The sequence below is a fragment of the Erwinia wuhanensis genome (assembly GCF_030484085.1).
Taxonomy (GTDB): domain Bacteria; phylum Pseudomonadota; class Gammaproteobacteria; order Enterobacterales; family Enterobacteriaceae; genus Erwinia; species Erwinia aeris.
This window is the reverse complement of the sequence record NZ_JAUJUH010000010.1, coordinates 26567-41165: the sequence shown is the minus strand read 5'-3', so window position 1 is coordinate 41165 and position 14599 is coordinate 26567. Positions and strand designations below refer to the sequence as shown.

16 protein-coding genes are annotated in these 14599 nt (G+C 58.1%); 4 read left to right on the top strand and 12 right to left on the bottom strand.

Going from position 1 to position 14599, the window contains the following annotated elements:
* Positions 1 to 191: 191 nt before the first annotated feature.
* Together tpiA and QZH36_RS20070 are read right to left on the bottom strand one after the other, a co-directional pair.
* Positions 192 to 959 carry a triose-phosphate isomerase gene (tpiA, locus tag QZH36_RS20075; protein ID WP_253457069.1) on the bottom strand — a complete coding sequence of 256 codons (768 nt, stop codon included), beginning with the start codon at positions 957 to 959 and terminating at the stop codon, positions 192 to 194.
* A 119-nt stretch (positions 960 to 1078) separates the two neighbouring features.
* Positions 1079 to 1672, bottom strand: a complete 594-nt coding sequence (locus QZH36_RS20070; protein WP_301730964.1) for a YiiQ family protein — start codon at positions 1670 to 1672, stop codon at positions 1079 to 1081.
* Between the two features lie 92 nt (positions 1673 to 1764).
* Here QZH36_RS20070 and QZH36_RS20065 point away from each other — a divergent pair, with 92 nt between their 5' ends.
* Positions 1765 to 2208 carry a DUF805 domain-containing protein gene (locus tag QZH36_RS20065; RefSeq protein WP_301730963.1) on the top strand — a complete coding sequence of 148 codons (444 nt, stop codon included), beginning with the start codon at positions 1765 to 1767 and terminating at the stop codon, positions 2206 to 2208.
* Here the strand turns inward: QZH36_RS20065 and fpr are convergent.
* Positions 2199 to 2945, bottom strand: a complete 747-nt coding sequence (fpr, locus tag QZH36_RS20060; protein WP_301730962.1) for a ferredoxin--NADP(+) reductase — start codon at positions 2943 to 2945, stop codon at positions 2199 to 2201. The genes QZH36_RS20065 and fpr overlap by 10 nt on opposite strands.
* A 280-nt stretch (positions 2946 to 3225) precedes the next feature.
* Here fpr and emrD point away from each other — a divergent pair, with 280 nt between their 5' ends.
* A complete protein-coding gene (gene emrD, locus QZH36_RS20055) occupies positions 3226 to 4404 on the top strand; it encodes a multidrug efflux MFS transporter EmrD (RefSeq protein WP_253457079.1) in 1179 nt (392 codons plus the stop codon).
* A gap of 29 nt (positions 4405 to 4433) precedes the next feature.
* Here emrD and glpX read toward each other — a convergent pair whose 3' ends face one another.
* The 3 genes from glpX to QZH36_RS20040 all read right to left on the bottom strand — a co-directional run bounded on the left by glpX (position 4434) and on the right by QZH36_RS20040 (position 7975).
* Positions 4434 to 5444 carry a class II fructose-bisphosphatase gene (gene glpX / locus QZH36_RS20050; protein WP_301730961.1) on the bottom strand — a complete coding sequence of 337 codons (1011 nt, stop codon included), beginning with the start codon at positions 5442 to 5444 and terminating at the stop codon, positions 4434 to 4436.
* Between the two features lie 145 nt (positions 5445 to 5589).
* The gene (gene glpK / locus QZH36_RS20045; protein ID WP_253457085.1) at positions 5590 to 7101 is read right to left on the bottom strand and encodes a glycerol kinase GlpK; all 1512 of its coding nucleotides are present in this window, start codon (positions 7099 to 7101) and stop codon (positions 5590 to 5592) included.
* 31 nt (positions 7102 to 7132) lie between these two features.
* Complete coding sequence (locus QZH36_RS20040) at positions 7133 to 7975, bottom strand: MIP/aquaporin family protein (protein ID WP_301252485.1); 843 nt, start codon at positions 7973 to 7975, stop codon at positions 7133 to 7135.
* On the opposite strand from QZH36_RS20040, the gene QZH36_RS20035 reads away from it, so the two are divergent.
* Together QZH36_RS20035 and zapB are read left to right on the top strand one after the other, a co-directional pair.
* A complete protein-coding gene (locus QZH36_RS20035) occupies positions 7974 to 8432 on the top strand; it encodes a hypothetical protein (RefSeq protein ID WP_253457091.1) in 459 nt (152 codons plus the stop codon). The two genes, QZH36_RS20040 and QZH36_RS20035, sit on opposite strands and share 2 nt — an antisense overlap.
* Entirely contained in the window at positions 8422 to 8661 is a 240-nt protein-coding gene (zapB, locus tag QZH36_RS20030) for a cell division protein ZapB (protein ID WP_125290575.1), read from the top strand. The genes QZH36_RS20035 and zapB overlap by 11 nt, the downstream gene beginning before the upstream one ends.
* Positions 8662 to 8757: 96 nt before the next feature.
* Here the strand turns inward: zapB and rraA are convergent, their stop codons facing one another.
* The 6 genes from rraA to cytR form a co-directional block, all read right to left on the bottom strand.
* Positions 8758 to 9243, bottom strand: a complete 486-nt coding sequence (rraA, locus tag QZH36_RS20025) for a ribonuclease E activity regulator RraA (RefSeq protein WP_253457093.1) — start codon at positions 9241 to 9243, stop codon at positions 8758 to 8760.
* A gap of 106 nt (positions 9244 to 9349) precedes the next feature.
* The gene (locus QZH36_RS20020) at positions 9350 to 10279 is read right to left on the bottom strand and encodes a 1,4-dihydroxy-2-naphthoate polyprenyltransferase (RefSeq protein ID WP_253457096.1); all 930 of its coding nucleotides are present in this window, start codon (positions 10277 to 10279) and stop codon (positions 9350 to 9352) included.
* A 172-nt stretch (positions 10280 to 10451) separates the two neighbouring features.
* Positions 10452 to 11783 (bottom strand): ATP-dependent protease ATPase subunit HslU, encoded by a 1332-nt coding sequence (gene hslU, locus QZH36_RS20015; RefSeq protein WP_125290572.1) that lies wholly within the window; start codon positions 11781 to 11783, stop codon positions 10452 to 10454.
* Between the two features lie 11 nt (positions 11784 to 11794).
* Complete coding sequence (gene hslV / locus QZH36_RS20010; protein ID WP_012439891.1) at positions 11795 to 12325, bottom strand: ATP-dependent protease subunit HslV; 531 nt, start codon at positions 12323 to 12325, stop codon at positions 11795 to 11797.
* Positions 12326 to 12415: 90 nt separating this feature from the next.
* Complete coding sequence (ftsN, locus tag QZH36_RS20005; protein ID WP_301252492.1) at positions 12416 to 13390, bottom strand: cell division protein FtsN; 975 nt, start codon at positions 13388 to 13390, stop codon at positions 12416 to 12418.
* A gap of 159 nt (positions 13391 to 13549) precedes the next feature.
* Positions 13550 to 14587 (bottom strand): DNA-binding transcriptional regulator CytR, encoded by a 1038-nt coding sequence (gene cytR, locus QZH36_RS20000; protein WP_253457102.1) that lies wholly within the window; start codon positions 14585 to 14587, stop codon positions 13550 to 13552.
* Positions 14588 to 14599 lie beyond the last annotated feature (12 nt).

Sequence of the window (14599 nt, the reverse complement as noted above, 5' to 3'; positions counted from 1 at the left end):
GACCGGCGGACGATTCAGCCGCGTGGCGGGTAAAATGAGGGTGGATATCTCCGTGCGGACAGGCCGATTTAAAAAACCTCCGCGCAGGCCGGGCAAAAAAATGCCTGCTCCGCACGGGCGGAACAGGCGTCACAGATTGATACGTCCGGCATGCTGCCGGACGGAACAGGCACTGTGCTTTATCGGCAGCGTCAGGCTTTTTTAGCCGCTGCGGCAGCCTTAACGATTACCGCGAAAGCATCCGCTTTCAGCGATGCGCCGCCAACCAGCGCGCCGTCGATATCCGGCTGGGCAAACAGCTCGGCCGCATTCTTATCGTTAACGGAACCGCCGTACTGGATAATGACCTGTTCTGCGACAGCGGCATCTTTTTTGGCGATATGGTCACGGATAAATTTATGCACGGCCTGGGCCTGTGCAGGGGTAGCGGATTTGCCGGTGCCGATAGCCCAGACTGGCTCATAGGCAATGACCACGCCGTTGAACGCGTCAGCGCCCTGGGTTTCCAGCACGGCGTCAATCTGGCGTGCGCAAACTTCTTCGGTTTTACCCGCTTCGTTTTCCGCTTCGGTTTCGCCAATGCACAGTACCGGGATCAGACCGGCCGTTTTCAGCACCGCGAATTTTTTGGCAATCAGCTCGTCGCTCTCTTTATGATAAGTGCGACGCTCGGAGTGGCCGATAATGATGTATTTCGCGCCTACGTCTTTCAGCATCTCGGCGGATACTTCGCCGGTGAACGCGCCAGACAGGTTAACGTCCACGTTCTGCGCGCCAAGCACGATATGGCTACCCGAGCTGGCGTGCTTCGCCAGATCCAGATAAATCGTTGGAGGGGCAATGGCTACGCCGCAGCCATCGACGGCGCTCAGCTCATTACGCAGACCGGCAATCAGCTCGTTGACCATGTGTTTGCTGCCGTTCAGTTTCCAGTTACCCATTACTAACGGATGTCGCATTCTATCCTCCACGCTTAGCGCGATACGGTTTAATTACCCTGCCTCAGCAGCGTTGTCTGCCGGACAGTATAGAGATCAAAGCCCTTCAGAGCTTTGCTTTTCGTCATTTTTAAACCCGGTTAGCCACCGTTCAGGGCGAGTTTTACCGGCTCGATGGCGAAGGTCAGCCCTTTTTCGCCGTTGTCGGCCACCACGTAGCGCAGCGCGCCTTCCGCCTGGGCATAGTAGCGCGAGCCTTTCCCTTTACTCAGCAGATCGTCCAGCCGCTTCTGACTCTGTTCCTGAGTCAGCGTCGGTTCAAAAAACCGCGTCAGCGCAATCATATAGGCCAGCGCTTTATCCCGTGCGGCTTTCTCTTCCGGGCCGGGCACCGGCAGCCAGGTAATCTGTAACGTTTTGATCTTTCCGGTTCCCTGTTCCAGCGCGGTAGAAGAGTAGAGATTTTCATTGATCTTGCTGGCGGCACGGGTCAAATTACTTTTATCACCGCGGCTGTCCGTCGCCCGGTATTCAGCAATCTGTAACTTTGGATTGATAGCATTATACTTTTCGCGAAACTGGCCGATAGTCATATCAAAGGTCGGCGCACCCGCCAGAAGATAGGGCGCTGTAGGCATATGTTCAGCACGCTCCTGAGGATCGGCTTCGGCCCGAACGGGCGCGGTACTCAGCCAGACCAGTAACGTAAAACCCGTGAACAACGCTTTATTCATTATCTGTCGCTCTAACTAATGCAGTTAACGCAAGATTAAAACGGACAATGACCGGCAAAGTCAAAGCCTGACGCTGTTCTGAGGAAGAAAAAATGACCTTACAAGCGTGGTGTTTTTCCTGGCGTGGCAGGCTGGGGCGGCGCGATCTGTGGATTTGGCTGACGCTGTGGCTGGTGCTGCTGACCGTGCTGTTTACCCTGGCCGCGCGAGGCTGGATCAGCACGCAGACCGCCGCCTTCTGCGTGGTCAGCCTGCTGTGGCCGTCCAGCGCCGTGGTGGTGAAACGTCTGCACGACCGTAACAAATCGGCCGCCTGGGCTTTGCTGCTGATCGTGGCGTGGATGCTGCTGGCAGGGAACTGGTCGGCGCTGCCCGCCACCTGGCAGTGGACGCTGGGGCGCTTTATTCCCACGCTGATCCTGGTGACCATGAGCCTGGAGCTGGGCGTGTTCAGCGGCAGCAAGGGCGCCAACCGCTTCGGCAAAACGACGTTGCAGGTGAACTATTTTGGCCGTCGGACGCCCGATTACCAGTAGTGTTCGCTGGTGATATGGCCAGGCTTACGTTTCAGGTGCTTGCGCATGTCGCGCGTCTCTTTCAGCAGCTGCTGGGTGTCTCTGACCATCTGCGGGTTGCCGCACAGCATGATATGGCTCTCTTCTGCCGTCATGGGCAGCCCGACGGCGGCTTCCAGCTCGCCACGCTCTATCAGCGCGGGCACGCGGCCGGTCAGCGACCCCTCGGCCGCTTCGCGGCTGACCAGCGTCTGAATACGTAGCTGTCCCTGATAGCGCTGCTCCAGCGCCTGCATCAGCGGCAGATAGCTCAGGTCCTGCGCGTAGCGGACGGCATGGACGAGAACGATATGCTCAAAACGCGCCAGCCCTTTGCCTTCCTGCAGGATAGAAAGATAGGGGCCGATAGCCGTCCCGGTCGCCAGCATCCACAGCGTTTTGCACTCGGGGATTTCATCTATCACAAAAAAACCGGCGGATTCTTTGGTGATCATCAGCTTCTGGCCCGGCTGCAATGCATGAAGTCGCGGGCTTAATTTGCCTTCCGGCACCGTCACCAGGTAGAACTCCAGGTTGGCGTTGCTGGGGGCGTTCACAAAAGAGTAGGCGCGCTGCACGCGTTCGCCGTCGACTTCCAGCGCCAGCTTGGCGAACTGTCCGGCAATAAAGGGATCGATGGGCGCGGTGACGGTAATGCTGAACAGGCTCTCCGTCCAGTCCTGCACCTGCTGTACTGTGGCGTTGACCCACTCGGCCATAGTGCGCTCCTTAGTCAAAACGGTTGAATAGCCTATCTTCGCTACGGAACGGCTTTTTTGCCAGCCTCCGTGATGCGCAAAGCTCATATCGACAAATCCGGCATCCGACGTACAGTTTCATTTACGCCGCTGAACGCTTTTGCTGACACTTAATTAAAGACCATTTTTCCTTGCCCTCTCGCTTTGTCATGCGTTCCTGATATTTTCCTCGCTATCGAAAACCCTTCCTGGCCAATCGTCCTGTTTAATGGCGATTTAGCCGATAAATTGTGCTGATAAAATGAAGAAAATTGCAAACGGGCATTTGCTGGTGATGCTGATCGCGCTGGTGGCCGTCGGTCAGATGGCGCAAACCATTTATGTTCCGGCGATGGCGACCATCGCACAGGATTTTGGCGTGCGCGACGGCGTGGTGCAGCGCGTGATGGCCGCGTATCTGATGACCTACGGCGGCTCGCAGCTGCTGTATGGCCCGCTGTCGGATAATATCGGGCGGCGTCCGGTTATCCTGGGCGGATTAACTATTTTTATGATCGGTTCACTGGTCGCGCTCGGTGCGCCGACCTTCGATCTGCTGGTGCTGGGCAGCGCCATTCAGGGACTGGGAACGGGCGTGGCGGGCGTGATGGCTCGCACCATGCCGCGCGATCTGTATGCGGGCGGCGCGCTGCGGCAGGCCAACAGCCTGCTGAATATGGGCATTCTGGTCAGTCCGCTGGTTGCGCCGGTGATTGGCGCGCTGCTGACTCATCTGTTTGGCTGGCACGCCTGCTTTATTTTTCTGCTGTTGCTCTGCCTGGGTGTGGGCACGGCAATGCTGCGTTGGCTGCCGGAAACGCGTCCCGCGCCGTTGGAAAAACGCGCGCTTTTTTCACGCTATAAGCCGCTGCTGGCTGACAGCACCTTTGTGCGCTATCTGATTATGCTGATGGGCGCGCTGGGCGGCATCGCCGTGTTTGAAGCCAGCTGCGGCGTGCTGATGGGCGGCGTGCTGGGACTCAACAGCCTCACGGTCAGCCTGCTGTTTATTCTGCCGATCCCGGCGGCGTTTTTCGGCGCGTGGTTTGCCGGTCGCGACAATAAGCCTTTTCAGCAGCTGATGTGGTGGTCGGTCAATAGCTGCCTGCTGGCTGGCGCGCTGATGTGGATCCCGGCCTGGTTCGGCGTGATGACCATCTGGACGCTGGTGGCGCCTGCCGCGCTGTTTTTCTTCGGCGCGGGCATGCTGTTTCCCCTGGCGACCACGGGCGCCATGGAGCCGTGGCCCTATATGGCCGGTACGGCGGGCGCGCTGTTGGGCGGCCTGCAAAACCTGGGATCGGGCCTGGCGGCCTGGCTGTCGGCGCTGCTGCCGCAGAACGGCCAGTTCAGCCTGGGAATGCTGATGTTCGCCATGGCGCTGCTGATCCTGCTGTGCTGGCTACCCTTGTCGAAAAGGCCGGAGATGCACGCGGTATGAAGTAACGGGCCAAACGGCCCGTAAACATCCTACAGAATATATTGATGCAGGCTCGCGTCCTTACGATCCAGATAGTGAATGGACTGGATGCGGCGGATAGTGCGCGATTTGCCGCGCACCAGCAGCGTTTCGGTGGTGGCGACGTTGCCCTGGCGCGTAATGCCTTTCAGCAGATCGCCGCTGGTGATGCCGGTTGCGGAGAAAATAACGTTATCGTTGCGCGCCATGTCGGTCAGCGCCAGCACCTTTCCGGCTTCAATACCCATTGCCCGACAGCGTTGCAGCTCCTGTTCACCCAGCGCGCGGTTTTCCGGCGTATCGCCTTTGACCGCGTGACGCGGCAGCAGGCGTCCCTGCATATCACCATCCAGCGCGCGGATCACCGCCGCCGAAACCACGCCTTCCGGTGCGCCGCCGATGCCATACAGCACGTCCACTTCGCTGTCCGGCATACAGGTCAGGATAGAGGCGGCCACGTCGCCGTCGGGAAAGGCAAAAATTCGCACGCCCAGCTGCTGCATCTCGGCAATCACGCCGTCATGGCGCGGCTTGGCAAGAACGGTGACGGTCAGCTCCGTCAGCGGTTTTTGCAGCGCCCGCGCGATATTTCGCAGGTTTTCCGCCAGCGGCAACGCCAGATCGATAGCGCCTTTCGCGCCAGGGCCAACCGCCAGCTTTTCCATATACATATCGGGCGCGTTCAGAAAGGTGCCTTTATCGCCAACGGCCAGCACGGCCAGCGCGTTGGCCTGGCCCATGGCGGTCATGCGCGTGCCTTCAATAGGATCGACCGCGATATCCACCGCATCGCCCTGGCCACTGCCCACTTTTTCGCCAATGTACAGCATCGGTGCTTCGTCGATCTCGCCTTCGCCGATGACGATTTGCCCATCGATATCGACTTTATTCAGCATGATACGCATGGCGTGCACCGCAGCGCCGTCGGCCGCGTTCTTGTCGCCGCGCCCCAGCCATTTATAGCCAGCCAGCGCTGCCGCTTCCGTTACGCGTGAAAATTCAATAGCGAGTTCTCGTTTCATAATGGGCCTTACGCAAAGTAATGAAGCAGGAAGTCTGGCATGGCGGGGAGGAAAAACGCCAGCATTCTTATCGCCGGGTTCTGAACATCAGGGAGGAGGGGCGGAACAGATGCCCGCAGCTGTGGCGACTGCGGGCGAGAAGACGTTACTCTTCGTGGTCTTCCCATGCCTGAGCGCGGGAAACGGCTTTCTTCCAGCCTGCATAACGATAGTTACGCTCGGTGGTTTCGATGCTCGGACGGAATTCGCGTTCAATGACGGCCTTGGCACGGACTTCATCCAAATCTTTCCAGAAGCCGACCGCCAGCCCCGCCAGATAGGCGGAACCCAGCGCGGTTACTTCCAATACTTCCGGGCGTTCGACGCGGGTGCCCAGGATATCGGACTGGAACTGCATCAGGAAGTTGTTGGCTACCGCGCCGCCATCGACACGCAGAGACTGCAGGCGGGTGTTGGAGTCATTCTGCATGGCTTCCAGCACGTCGCGGGTCTGGAAGGCGATAGATTCCAGCGTGGCGCGAATAATATGGTTCGCGTTCGCGCCGCGCGTCAGGCCGAAGATAGCGCCGCGCGCATACGGGTCCCAGTAAGGCGCGCCCAGGCCGGTAAAGGCCGGCACCATATACACGCCGTTGCTGTCTTTCACCTTGGTGGCGAAGTATTCGGAATCGGTGGCGTCACCGATTAGCTTCATCTCGTCACGCAGCCACTGGATAGACGCGCCGCCGATAAATACCGCGCCTTCCAGCGCATAGTTGACTTCGCCGCGCGGGCCGCAGGCGATAGTGGTCAGCAGGCCGTTAGTGGAGGTGACCGCTTCCGTGCCCGTGTTCATCAGCATAAAGCAGCCGGTACCGTAGGTGTTTTTCGCCATGCCCGGCTGAACGCAAAGCTGGCCATACAGCGCCGCCTGCTGGTCGCCCGCGATACCGGCGATAGGGATACGCGTGCCGCCTTTACCGCCGATATTGGTCTGGCCGTAGACTTCGGAAGAAGACTTCACTTCCGGCAGCATTTCACGCGGGATATCCAGGATATCCAGCATGCGCTGATCCCACTCCAGCTTGTGGATGTTGAACATCATGGTACGCGAGGCGTTGGTGTAATCGGTGATGTGCACCCGTCCCTGCGTCATTTTCCACACCAGCCAGGAATCGACGGTGCCGAACAGCAGCTCGCCGCGCTTTGCCCGCTCGCGCGAGCCTTCAACGTGATCCAGGATCCATTTAACCTTGGTGCCGGAGAAGTAAGGGTTAATCACCAGCCCGGTAGTGTGCTGAATATACTCTTCCAGCCCCTCTTTTTTCAGTCGGGCGCAGTAGTCGGCGGTGCGCGGATCCTGCCAGACGATAGCGTTATAGATCGGCTTGCCGGTCTCTTTGTCCCAGACGATAGCGGTTTCACGCTGGTTGGTGATGCCAATGGCGGCTATCTCGTCCGAACGGATATCGGCGTGGGCCAGCACTTCCACCAGCGTGGAGCTTTGTGACGCCCAGATGTCCATCGGATCGTGTTCGACCCAGCCGGTCTTAGGATAAATTTGCTGAAATTCGCGCTGGGAAACCGCAACAATGTTGGAGTCGTGATCCAGCACCACGGCGCGGGAGCTGGTTGTGCCCTGATCCAGCGCGACGATATATTTTTTATCTGTAGTCATAAATCCTTCCTGATGTGTAAAGGGTTAGCACTTACGCTTTACGCTGTTCAGCACGCGCTATCGTCTCTGGCTTCTTTACCGCAGCTGCGCCAGGCAGGTTACGGGCGATCAGAGAGCGGTAGCCGAATGCACCCACGCAGGCACCAACAATCGGGCCAAAAATTGGCACGAGGAAATAAGGAATATCGCGGGCGCCGGTGAAAGCAACGTTACCCCAACCGGCCAGCCAGGCAAAGATCTTGGGTCCGAAATCACGGGCCGGGTTCAGGGCGAAGCCGGTCAACGGACCCATTGCACCGCCGATAACCGCGATAAGCAGGCCGATCAGCAGCGGAGCCATCGGGCCGCGCGGCAGGCCGTTGCCGTCGTCGGTCAGCGCCATAATCAGCCCCATCATCACGGCAGTGATCACGGCTTCAACCAGGAAAGCCTGGCCAACGCTGATATGCGGATTAGGGTAGGTAGAGAAAATACCGGCCAAATCCAGGCTCTCGACGCTGCCGCGCACCATATGGTGCGTCTGCTCGTAGTCCAGAAACAGGTTATGGTAGAGCGCATAAACCAGCGCGGCGGAGCAGAAGGCGCCTGCTACCTGCGCCACAATATAAGGAATAACTTTACGGCCTTCGAAGTTGCCAAACAGGCAAAGCGCCAGGGTCACGGCCGGGTTCAAATGCGCTCCGGAAATGGCCGCGCTCAGGTAAACCGCCATGGCAACGGCGATCCCCCAGATGATGCTGATTTCCCACAGGCCGAGTACCGCGCCTGCTACCTTTGCCGCCGCGACGCAGCCGGCACCAAAGAAAATAATCGTGCCGACGCCGAGAAACTCGGCGATGCACTGCCCTTTAAGGGTGGTGGTTGTCTGGCTCATGATGTTGGTTCCTGAAGGCGAGGTTAAATGGTGTACGGCTTTTTTTTCTCTTTCCCTGAGTCGCCCCAATCTTGTGTGGGGTTGTTGTGAATTTATCGTTAACGAGCATAAACGAGAAATAGCGAAATCAAAAGTTGTGTGCTGCTTCAAAAAAATGAGCGTTTTCGCGTCTTTTAACGGAATTTTCCTGCGGCTTTTGGCTTTCGTTTTCCATTTCATGTTGCAATTTGTTAACAATACCCGCGCAGGGATCGCGGGTAAATGTTACAAACACCAGGTCTGCGCTGAAAAACGCGGCTCTCTGCGCCGTAGCAGGTTCGTTGCTGGACTTGGCGGGCCGCTCTACATACAATCGGAACATCGTTGTGAGCCGCAGCGGGTCGGCCAGTGTCGATCGCGCCGCGTCTGCAACATCAACGCCTTGCGATTAGGAGAGGTCATTTACGATGTCATTTGAAGTGTTCGAGAAACTGGAAGCAAAAGTACAGCAGGCGATTGATACTATCACGCTGCTGCAGATGGAAATTGAAGAGCTGAAAGAGCAGAACAACAACCTGAATCAGCAGGTTCAGCAGGCCGCGGGCAACAGCGAATCCCTGGTGCGTGAAAACCAGCACCTGAAAGAGGAGCAGCATGTCTGGCAGGAGCGTCTGCGTGCGCTGTTGGGAAAAATGGAAGAAGTCTGAGTCAGGTTTGACGGCAGGCGGTAAAAGAACGGGTGCCAGTCAGCACCCGTTTTTGCTATATGCCAGCCGGTGGATCTTCTGGAAGGATAAGGTTTGCTATTCGATATCCAGCGGATCTTCGGAAAGGATAATACCGGTATTGTCGGCATAAAGATGGTCGCCTGAAAAGAAGGTCACGCCGCCAAAATTGACGCGCACGTCGCTTTCGCCAATGCCTTCGCCAGCGGCGCCAGCCGGGATAGCCGCAATCGCCTGAATGCCGATATCCAGCTCTTCCAGGTCGTCTACCTGGCGCACGGAGCCGTAGACCACCAACCCTTCCCATTCGTTTTGCAACGCCAGGCGAGCCAGCGCCGCATCGACCAGCGCGCGCCGTACAGAGCCGCCGCCGTCTACCAGCAGCACGCGCCCGCGTCCGTTTTCTTCCAGCAGATCATACAGAAGCCCGTTATCTTCAAAACATTTCACCGTGGTGATTTGCCCGCCAAACGAGGTGCGGCCACCAAAGTTTGAAAAGAGCGGTTCAACCACGTTCACATCTTCATGATAGATGTCGCAGAGTTCGGAAGTATCGTATTTCATAAGGGGTTCATCTGTTCGCCACAGGGAGACTAAGTATATCGCTTTCTGGCGGTTGTTGGCAAAATCATCAGTTGTTAAAAATTGCGGCAGGTCAGGGACATCGCGATTAGTTCATCGCCAGACCAATGGCGAAAAGCAGATTAACCAGCAGCGTCGCTTTTACCGTTTTCTCCAGCACGGGCCGCATAGCGGCGGCGGCGGTATGTTTGATAACAAAGCGTGCCTGGCCGAACAACAGCGGCGCGCTGAGCAAAAACAGCCAGCCCGACGCGTCCAGCATCGCCAGTTTGGCATACAGGCCAAAGCAAAACAGCGCGCCGGAAAGCAGCATGGCATGGTAATAGCGCGCGTTACAGGCGCCGAGCCGTACGGCCAGGGTGAATTTACCGTTCCGCCGATCGCTGTCGATATCGCGCATGTTATTGACGTTGAGCACGGCGACCGCCAGCAGGCCGCAGCCGGTCGCGGGCAGAAAAGCCAACAGATGCAGGCCGTGCGTTTGCAGATAAAAGCTGCCCACCACGCCCAGCCAGCCAAAGAAAACCAGCACGGAAAGATCGCCCAGCCCAAGATAGCCGTAAGGTTTTTTCCCTACCGTATAGGCGATGGCGGCGACGATGGCCAGCGCGCCCAGCGCCAGAAAGCCCAGCATATCGCCGGGGCTCTGACAGGCGCGCACCACCAGCGTTACGCCTGCGATCAGCGTCAGCGCGACCGTCAGCGTCAGCGCAAAGCGCATCTGCTTCAGGCCGATCAGCCCTTTCTGCATGCCGCGTAGCGGGCCGAGGCGATCGGGCTTGTCGCTGCCTTTTACCGCATCGCCATAGTCGTTGGCCAGATTGGACAAAATTTGCAGCAGCGCCGTGGTCAGCAGCGTCAGCAGCGCGACGGCCGGATCGAAATGTCCCTCACGCCAGGCCAGCGCCGAGCCGGTAATCACTGACGCGCAGGCTAAAGGCAGCGTACGTAAGCGCAGGCTTTCCAGCCATGCGCGGAAAGAGGTAAAAGCCGGAACTGCAGAGATATTGTCGCTCATCAGGCTGGGCCTTTGCTGAAAGAGGATGAATGCCGGAAAGCGACCAGTTTACTGGCTGTCTGCACGCGGAGAATTAATCCACGTCAGGAATTGGGCGGGAAAGCAGAGGCGGCGGACAAAGAAAAACCCCGCGCGTAAGCGACGGGGTTTAAAAAGGCGCGAGCGTGGAAGATTACAGAATAAAGCGGCTGAGATCTTCGTCCGCTACCAGCTCGTCCAGATGTTTACCAACGTAATCGGCATCGATGGTGATCGACTCGCCGTTGCGGTCGCTGGCGTCGTAGGAAATCTCTTCCATCAGGCGCTCCAGCACGGTATGGAGACGACGCGCGCCGATGTTCTCAGCGGTTTCGTTCACCTGCCAGGCTGCGGCAGCGATGCGGCTGATGCCGTCTTCCGTAAAGTGGATATCCACGCCTTCGGTCTTCATCAGCGCCTTGTACTGCACGGTGACGGACGCGCTTGGCTCGGTCAGGATGCGCTCAAAGTCGTGCGTGGTCAGCGCCTGTAGCTCGACGCGGATCGGCAGACGACCCTGCAGTTCCGGGATCAGATCGGAAGGGCTGGCGACCTGGAACGCGCCGGAAGCGATAAACAGAATGTGGTCGGTTTTCACCATACCGTGCTTGGTGGAAACGGTGCAGCCTTCCACCAGCGGCAGCAGGTCGCGCTGTACGCCTTCGCGGGAAACGTCCGGGCCGGAGCTTTCGCCACGCTTACAGACCTTGTCGATTTCGTCGATAAACACGATGCCGTGCTGCTCGACCGCGTCGATCGCTTCCTGCTTTAACTCTTCCGGATTGACCAGTTTGGCGGCTTCTTCCTCGATCAGCAGCTTCATCGCTTCTTTGATCGGCAGCTTACGCGGCTTCTGCTTCTGGCCGCCGATGTTCTGGAACATCGACTGCAGCTGGCTGGTCATCTCTTCCATACCCGGAGGCGCCATGATCTCGACACCCATTGGCGCGGCGGCCAGATCGATTTCGATCTCTTTATCGTCCAGCTGGCCTTCGCGCAGCTTTTTGCGGAAAGACTGGCGGGCAGCAGACGGCTCGGCAGCGGCTTCCGGCTGGCCCCAGTTGTTTTTCGCCGGTGGGATCAGCACGTCGAGAATGCGTTCTTCGGCCATCTCTTCGGCGCGATAGCGGTTTTTCTCAATCGCCTGCGAGCGCACCATTTTGATCGCGGAATCGGTCAGATCGCGGATGATAGAATCCACTTCTTTACCTACATAGCCCACTTCGGTGAACTTAGTCGCTTCCACCTTAATAAAAGGCGCATTCGCCAGCTTGGCCAGGCGACGGGCGATTTCGGTTTTACCTACGCCGGTCGGGCCAATCATCAGAATATTTTTAGGCGTCACTTCGTGGCGCAGCTCTTCGTCGAGCTGCATACGGCGCCAGCGGTTGCGCAGGGCGATGGCAACAGCGCGCTTGGCGCCGTCCTGGCCGATAATAAATCTGTCCAGTTCGCTGACGATTTCGCGCGGGGTCATTTCAGACATAATCAGGGTCCTTACGCTTTAGACGATAATTCTTCGATAGTAAGATTGTGGTTGGTATAGATGCAGATATCGCCTGCAATACCCAGCGCTTTTTCCACGATGTCGCGCGCGCCAATGTCGGTGTTTTCCAGCAGCGCACGAGCGGCAGCCTGTGCGTACGGGCCGCCAGAACCGATGGCGATCAGATCGTTTTCCGGCTGGATCACGTCGCCGTTGCCGGTGATGATCAGCGAGGCGTTTTCGTCAGCTACGGCCAGCAGGGCTTCCAGCTTGCGCAGCATCCGATCGGTACGCCAGTCTTTGGCCAGTTCGACCGCCGCCTTCACCAGATGGCCCTGATGCATCTCCAGCTTGCGTTCGAACAGCTCAAACAGCGTAAAGGCATCTGCTGTGCCACCGGCAAAACCAGCAATGACCTTGTCATTATAAAGACGACGCACTTTTTTGACGTTGCCTTTCATTACGGTGTTGCCGAGCGTAGCCTGGCCATCACCGCCAATTACTACCTGGCCGTTGCGTCGTACACTTACAATTGTTGTCACGGGCAGACCCCTTGTTACAGTCGAAAGATCTCCCCGCAGGCCTACTGCGGGGCAATGATGCGATCAGATATGGGGGGAATCTGGAAGGTTTCAACCCCCCAAAGAGACAGGAATACAATTTGAATGGCCGTTGCCGCGCAGGCGTTTCAGCGTGCTGTCGGCGGCGGTGCGGCTGTTGTAAGGGCCGACGATCACGCGATTCCAGCCGCCGCCGCTGGTGATTTTGCTTTCAAAGCCTTCAAACGCCAGCGAGGCGCGTACGGATTCCGCCTGGTCGCTGCCTTTGAACGAGCCGCACTGCACCATCCAGCGCTGCGTCTTCTCTTTTTCGACTTCTTTTGGCTTCTCGGTTTTCGGCTGCGGCTGGCGGACAGGCTCCTGAGCTACCGTCGGCTGCTGGCTGTGCTGCGGCAGCATGTGCTGCTGCTGTGCCGGCTGCTGACGCGATGGCTGTACCTGCGGCTGCGTTTGAACCTGACGCGGCTGGATCTGTGGCTGCGTCTGTACCTGACGAGAAGGCTGAGGTTCTGATGAATAGGCGTTCTGCGGCTGGCGCGACTGCTGTTGCAGCTGCGTCTGCTGCTGCTGGCGCTGTAGCGTTTGCTGGCGTTGGGCTGGCGTCTGCTCGTTCCACGGCACTTCGTTCAGCTGGGTAGGCTGCTGGCGCATATCGGCCTGCATCTGCTCCAGCAGCTGGCGCTGTTCGTCGGTCAGTTGCGTAGGCGAATGCACTTCACCGCCTGCCGAAGGCTCGACGGGCGTCGGCACGGTGATTTGACGGTTCTCCAGCTCTTTAATGTAGCGCCAGCGCTCTTCTGGCTTGGGCGGCAAACCGTTGCCGGCTGCTTTGTGATCCGGAATGACCGGCGCCTCTTCCTCTTTTTTATGATGGGCGATAAACCATAAGCCACCGACAAACGTCACCAGTACCGCGACGGCCAGACCTACCATGATCTTTGATACACCCGATCCGCTGCTGCGCTTTTTACTGCCGCCGCGGCCGTTGCTCTTTTTGCGACGCGTCCCTGTCGAACGCCCGCGGCCTACGTAATCTTTTTGTGCCACTATCGTTCCGCTAATAATCAATGAAGAGTAAGGTCGGGCCAGCGCGCTGGCCTGCAGCTCGCCATGTTACTCAAGGGCCGGAAGTTTGACCAGCAGGGATACGATTAAGAATCTGCTGAATCTCGGTTTTGTTGCCCAAAAGGAAAGATTTTGTTCGCGCTACGCTTTTTGCCGCAGCGCGGGCGCCGTGCTGCCGCGAATTTTTATTTCAAAATCCAGCAGCCGGGAACCGCTGTTTACCAGCTTGCCCTGTAGCTGTTCCAGCAGCAGATTCATCGCCTCGCGGCCGATGTTGAATCGCGGCTGGGCAATGGTAGTCAGCTGAGGATCGCTGTAGCGCGACAGTTCGATATCATCAAAACCAATCAGCGACAGATCTTTCGGCACGCGCAGCCCCATTATTTTCGCCTGCGCCATCGCGCCCAGCGCCATGATATCGCTATGGCAGAACAGGGCGTCCGGCGGCTGCGGCAGCCGCATTAGCTGCTTCAGCGCGCGGCTGCCGGCGTCAAACGTGAAATCGCCGCGCACGATATAGCGCGGATCCAGCCTGATGCCGTTGCGTTGCAGCGCCTGAATATAGCCCTGCAGGCGATACTGACACAGCGGCATCTCCTGCGGCCCGGCGACGCAGGCGATACGCTCGTGGCCCAGCTTAAGCAGATGGTTCACCGCCTCGAACGCCGCCGTCAGGTTATCAATGTGCACGGTCGGCAGCGCCAGATCGGGCGCGAATTCATTGGCCATCACCATCGGCGGCAGGCTGCGCTGCTCTTCCGGCCCGGTTTCAAAAGGCACCTGCGACCCCAGCAGCACCATGCCGTCAATCTGTCGGGTCATCACCAGATTCAGGAAAGCGCTCTCCTGACGGTTTTGGTGCGCGCAGTCGCCAATCAGCACCAGATAGCCTTCTTCGGCCGCCACCGATTCCACGCCGCGAATAATTTCGCTGAAAAAGGGGTCGCAAATGTCGGGCACTATCACCAGGATTGTGCGGGACTCGCTGCGTCGCGGATGGCGCACCATGGCATGAGGCGAATAGCCAACGGCAATCACCGCCTCGTCGACTTTTTGGCGCGTGGCGGCAGAAACCTTTTCCGGACTCATCAGGGCGCGGGAAACGGTCGCCGTCGATACGCCCGCTTTTTCCGCCACGTCTTTCATCGTGGCGCCCACGGTTTCTGGCTTGTGCTCCAACGCTGTTCTCCT

Bases quoted from the DNA above. Each gene is read 5' to 3' on its own strand.
- fpr (WP_301730962.1), bottom strand. From the start codon at position 2,945: ATGGCCGAGTGGGTCAACGCCACAGTACAGCAGGTGCAGGACTGGACG.
- QZH36_RS20020 (WP_253457096.1), bottom strand. From the start codon at position 10,279: ATGAGCGACAATATCTCTGCAGTTCCGGCTTTTACCTCTTTCCGCGCA.
- QZH36_RS20065 (WP_301730963.1), top strand. From the start codon at position 1,765: ATGACCTTACAAGCGTGGTGTTTTTCCTGGCGTGGCAGGCTGGGGCGG.
- rraA (WP_253457093.1), bottom strand. From the start codon at position 9,243: ATGAAATACGATACTTCCGAACTCTGCGACATCTATCATGAAGATGTG.
- emrD (WP_253457079.1), top strand. From the start codon at position 3,226: ATGAAGAAAATTGCAAACGGGCATTTGCTGGTGATGCTGATCGCGCTG.
- QZH36_RS20035 (WP_253457091.1), top strand. From the start codon at position 7,974: ATGATGTTGGTTCCTGAAGGCGAGGTTAAATGGTGTACGGCTTTTTTT.
- zapB (WP_125290575.1), top strand. From the start codon at position 8,422: ATGTCATTTGAAGTGTTCGAGAAACTGGAAGCAAAAGTACAGCAGGCG.
- QZH36_RS20070 (WP_301730964.1), bottom strand. From the start codon at position 1,672: ATGAATAAAGCGTTGTTCACGGGTTTTACGTTACTGGTCTGGCTGAGT.
- glpK (WP_253457085.1), bottom strand. From the start codon at position 7,101: ATGACTACAGATAAAAAATATATCGTCGCGCTGGATCAGGGCACAACC.
- tpiA (WP_253457069.1), bottom strand. From the start codon at position 959: ATGCGACATCCGTTAGTAATGGGTAACTGGAAACTGAACGGCAGCAAA.
- hslU (WP_125290572.1), bottom strand. From the start codon at position 11,783: ATGTCTGAAATGACCCCGCGCGAAATCGTCAGCGAACTGGACAGATTT.
- glpX (WP_301730961.1), bottom strand. From the start codon at position 5,444: ATGAAACGAGAACTCGCTATTGAATTTTCACGCGTAACGGAAGCGGCA.
- QZH36_RS20040 (WP_301252485.1), bottom strand. From the start codon at position 7,975: ATGAGCCAGACAACCACCACCCTTAAAGGGCAGTGCATCGCCGAGTTT.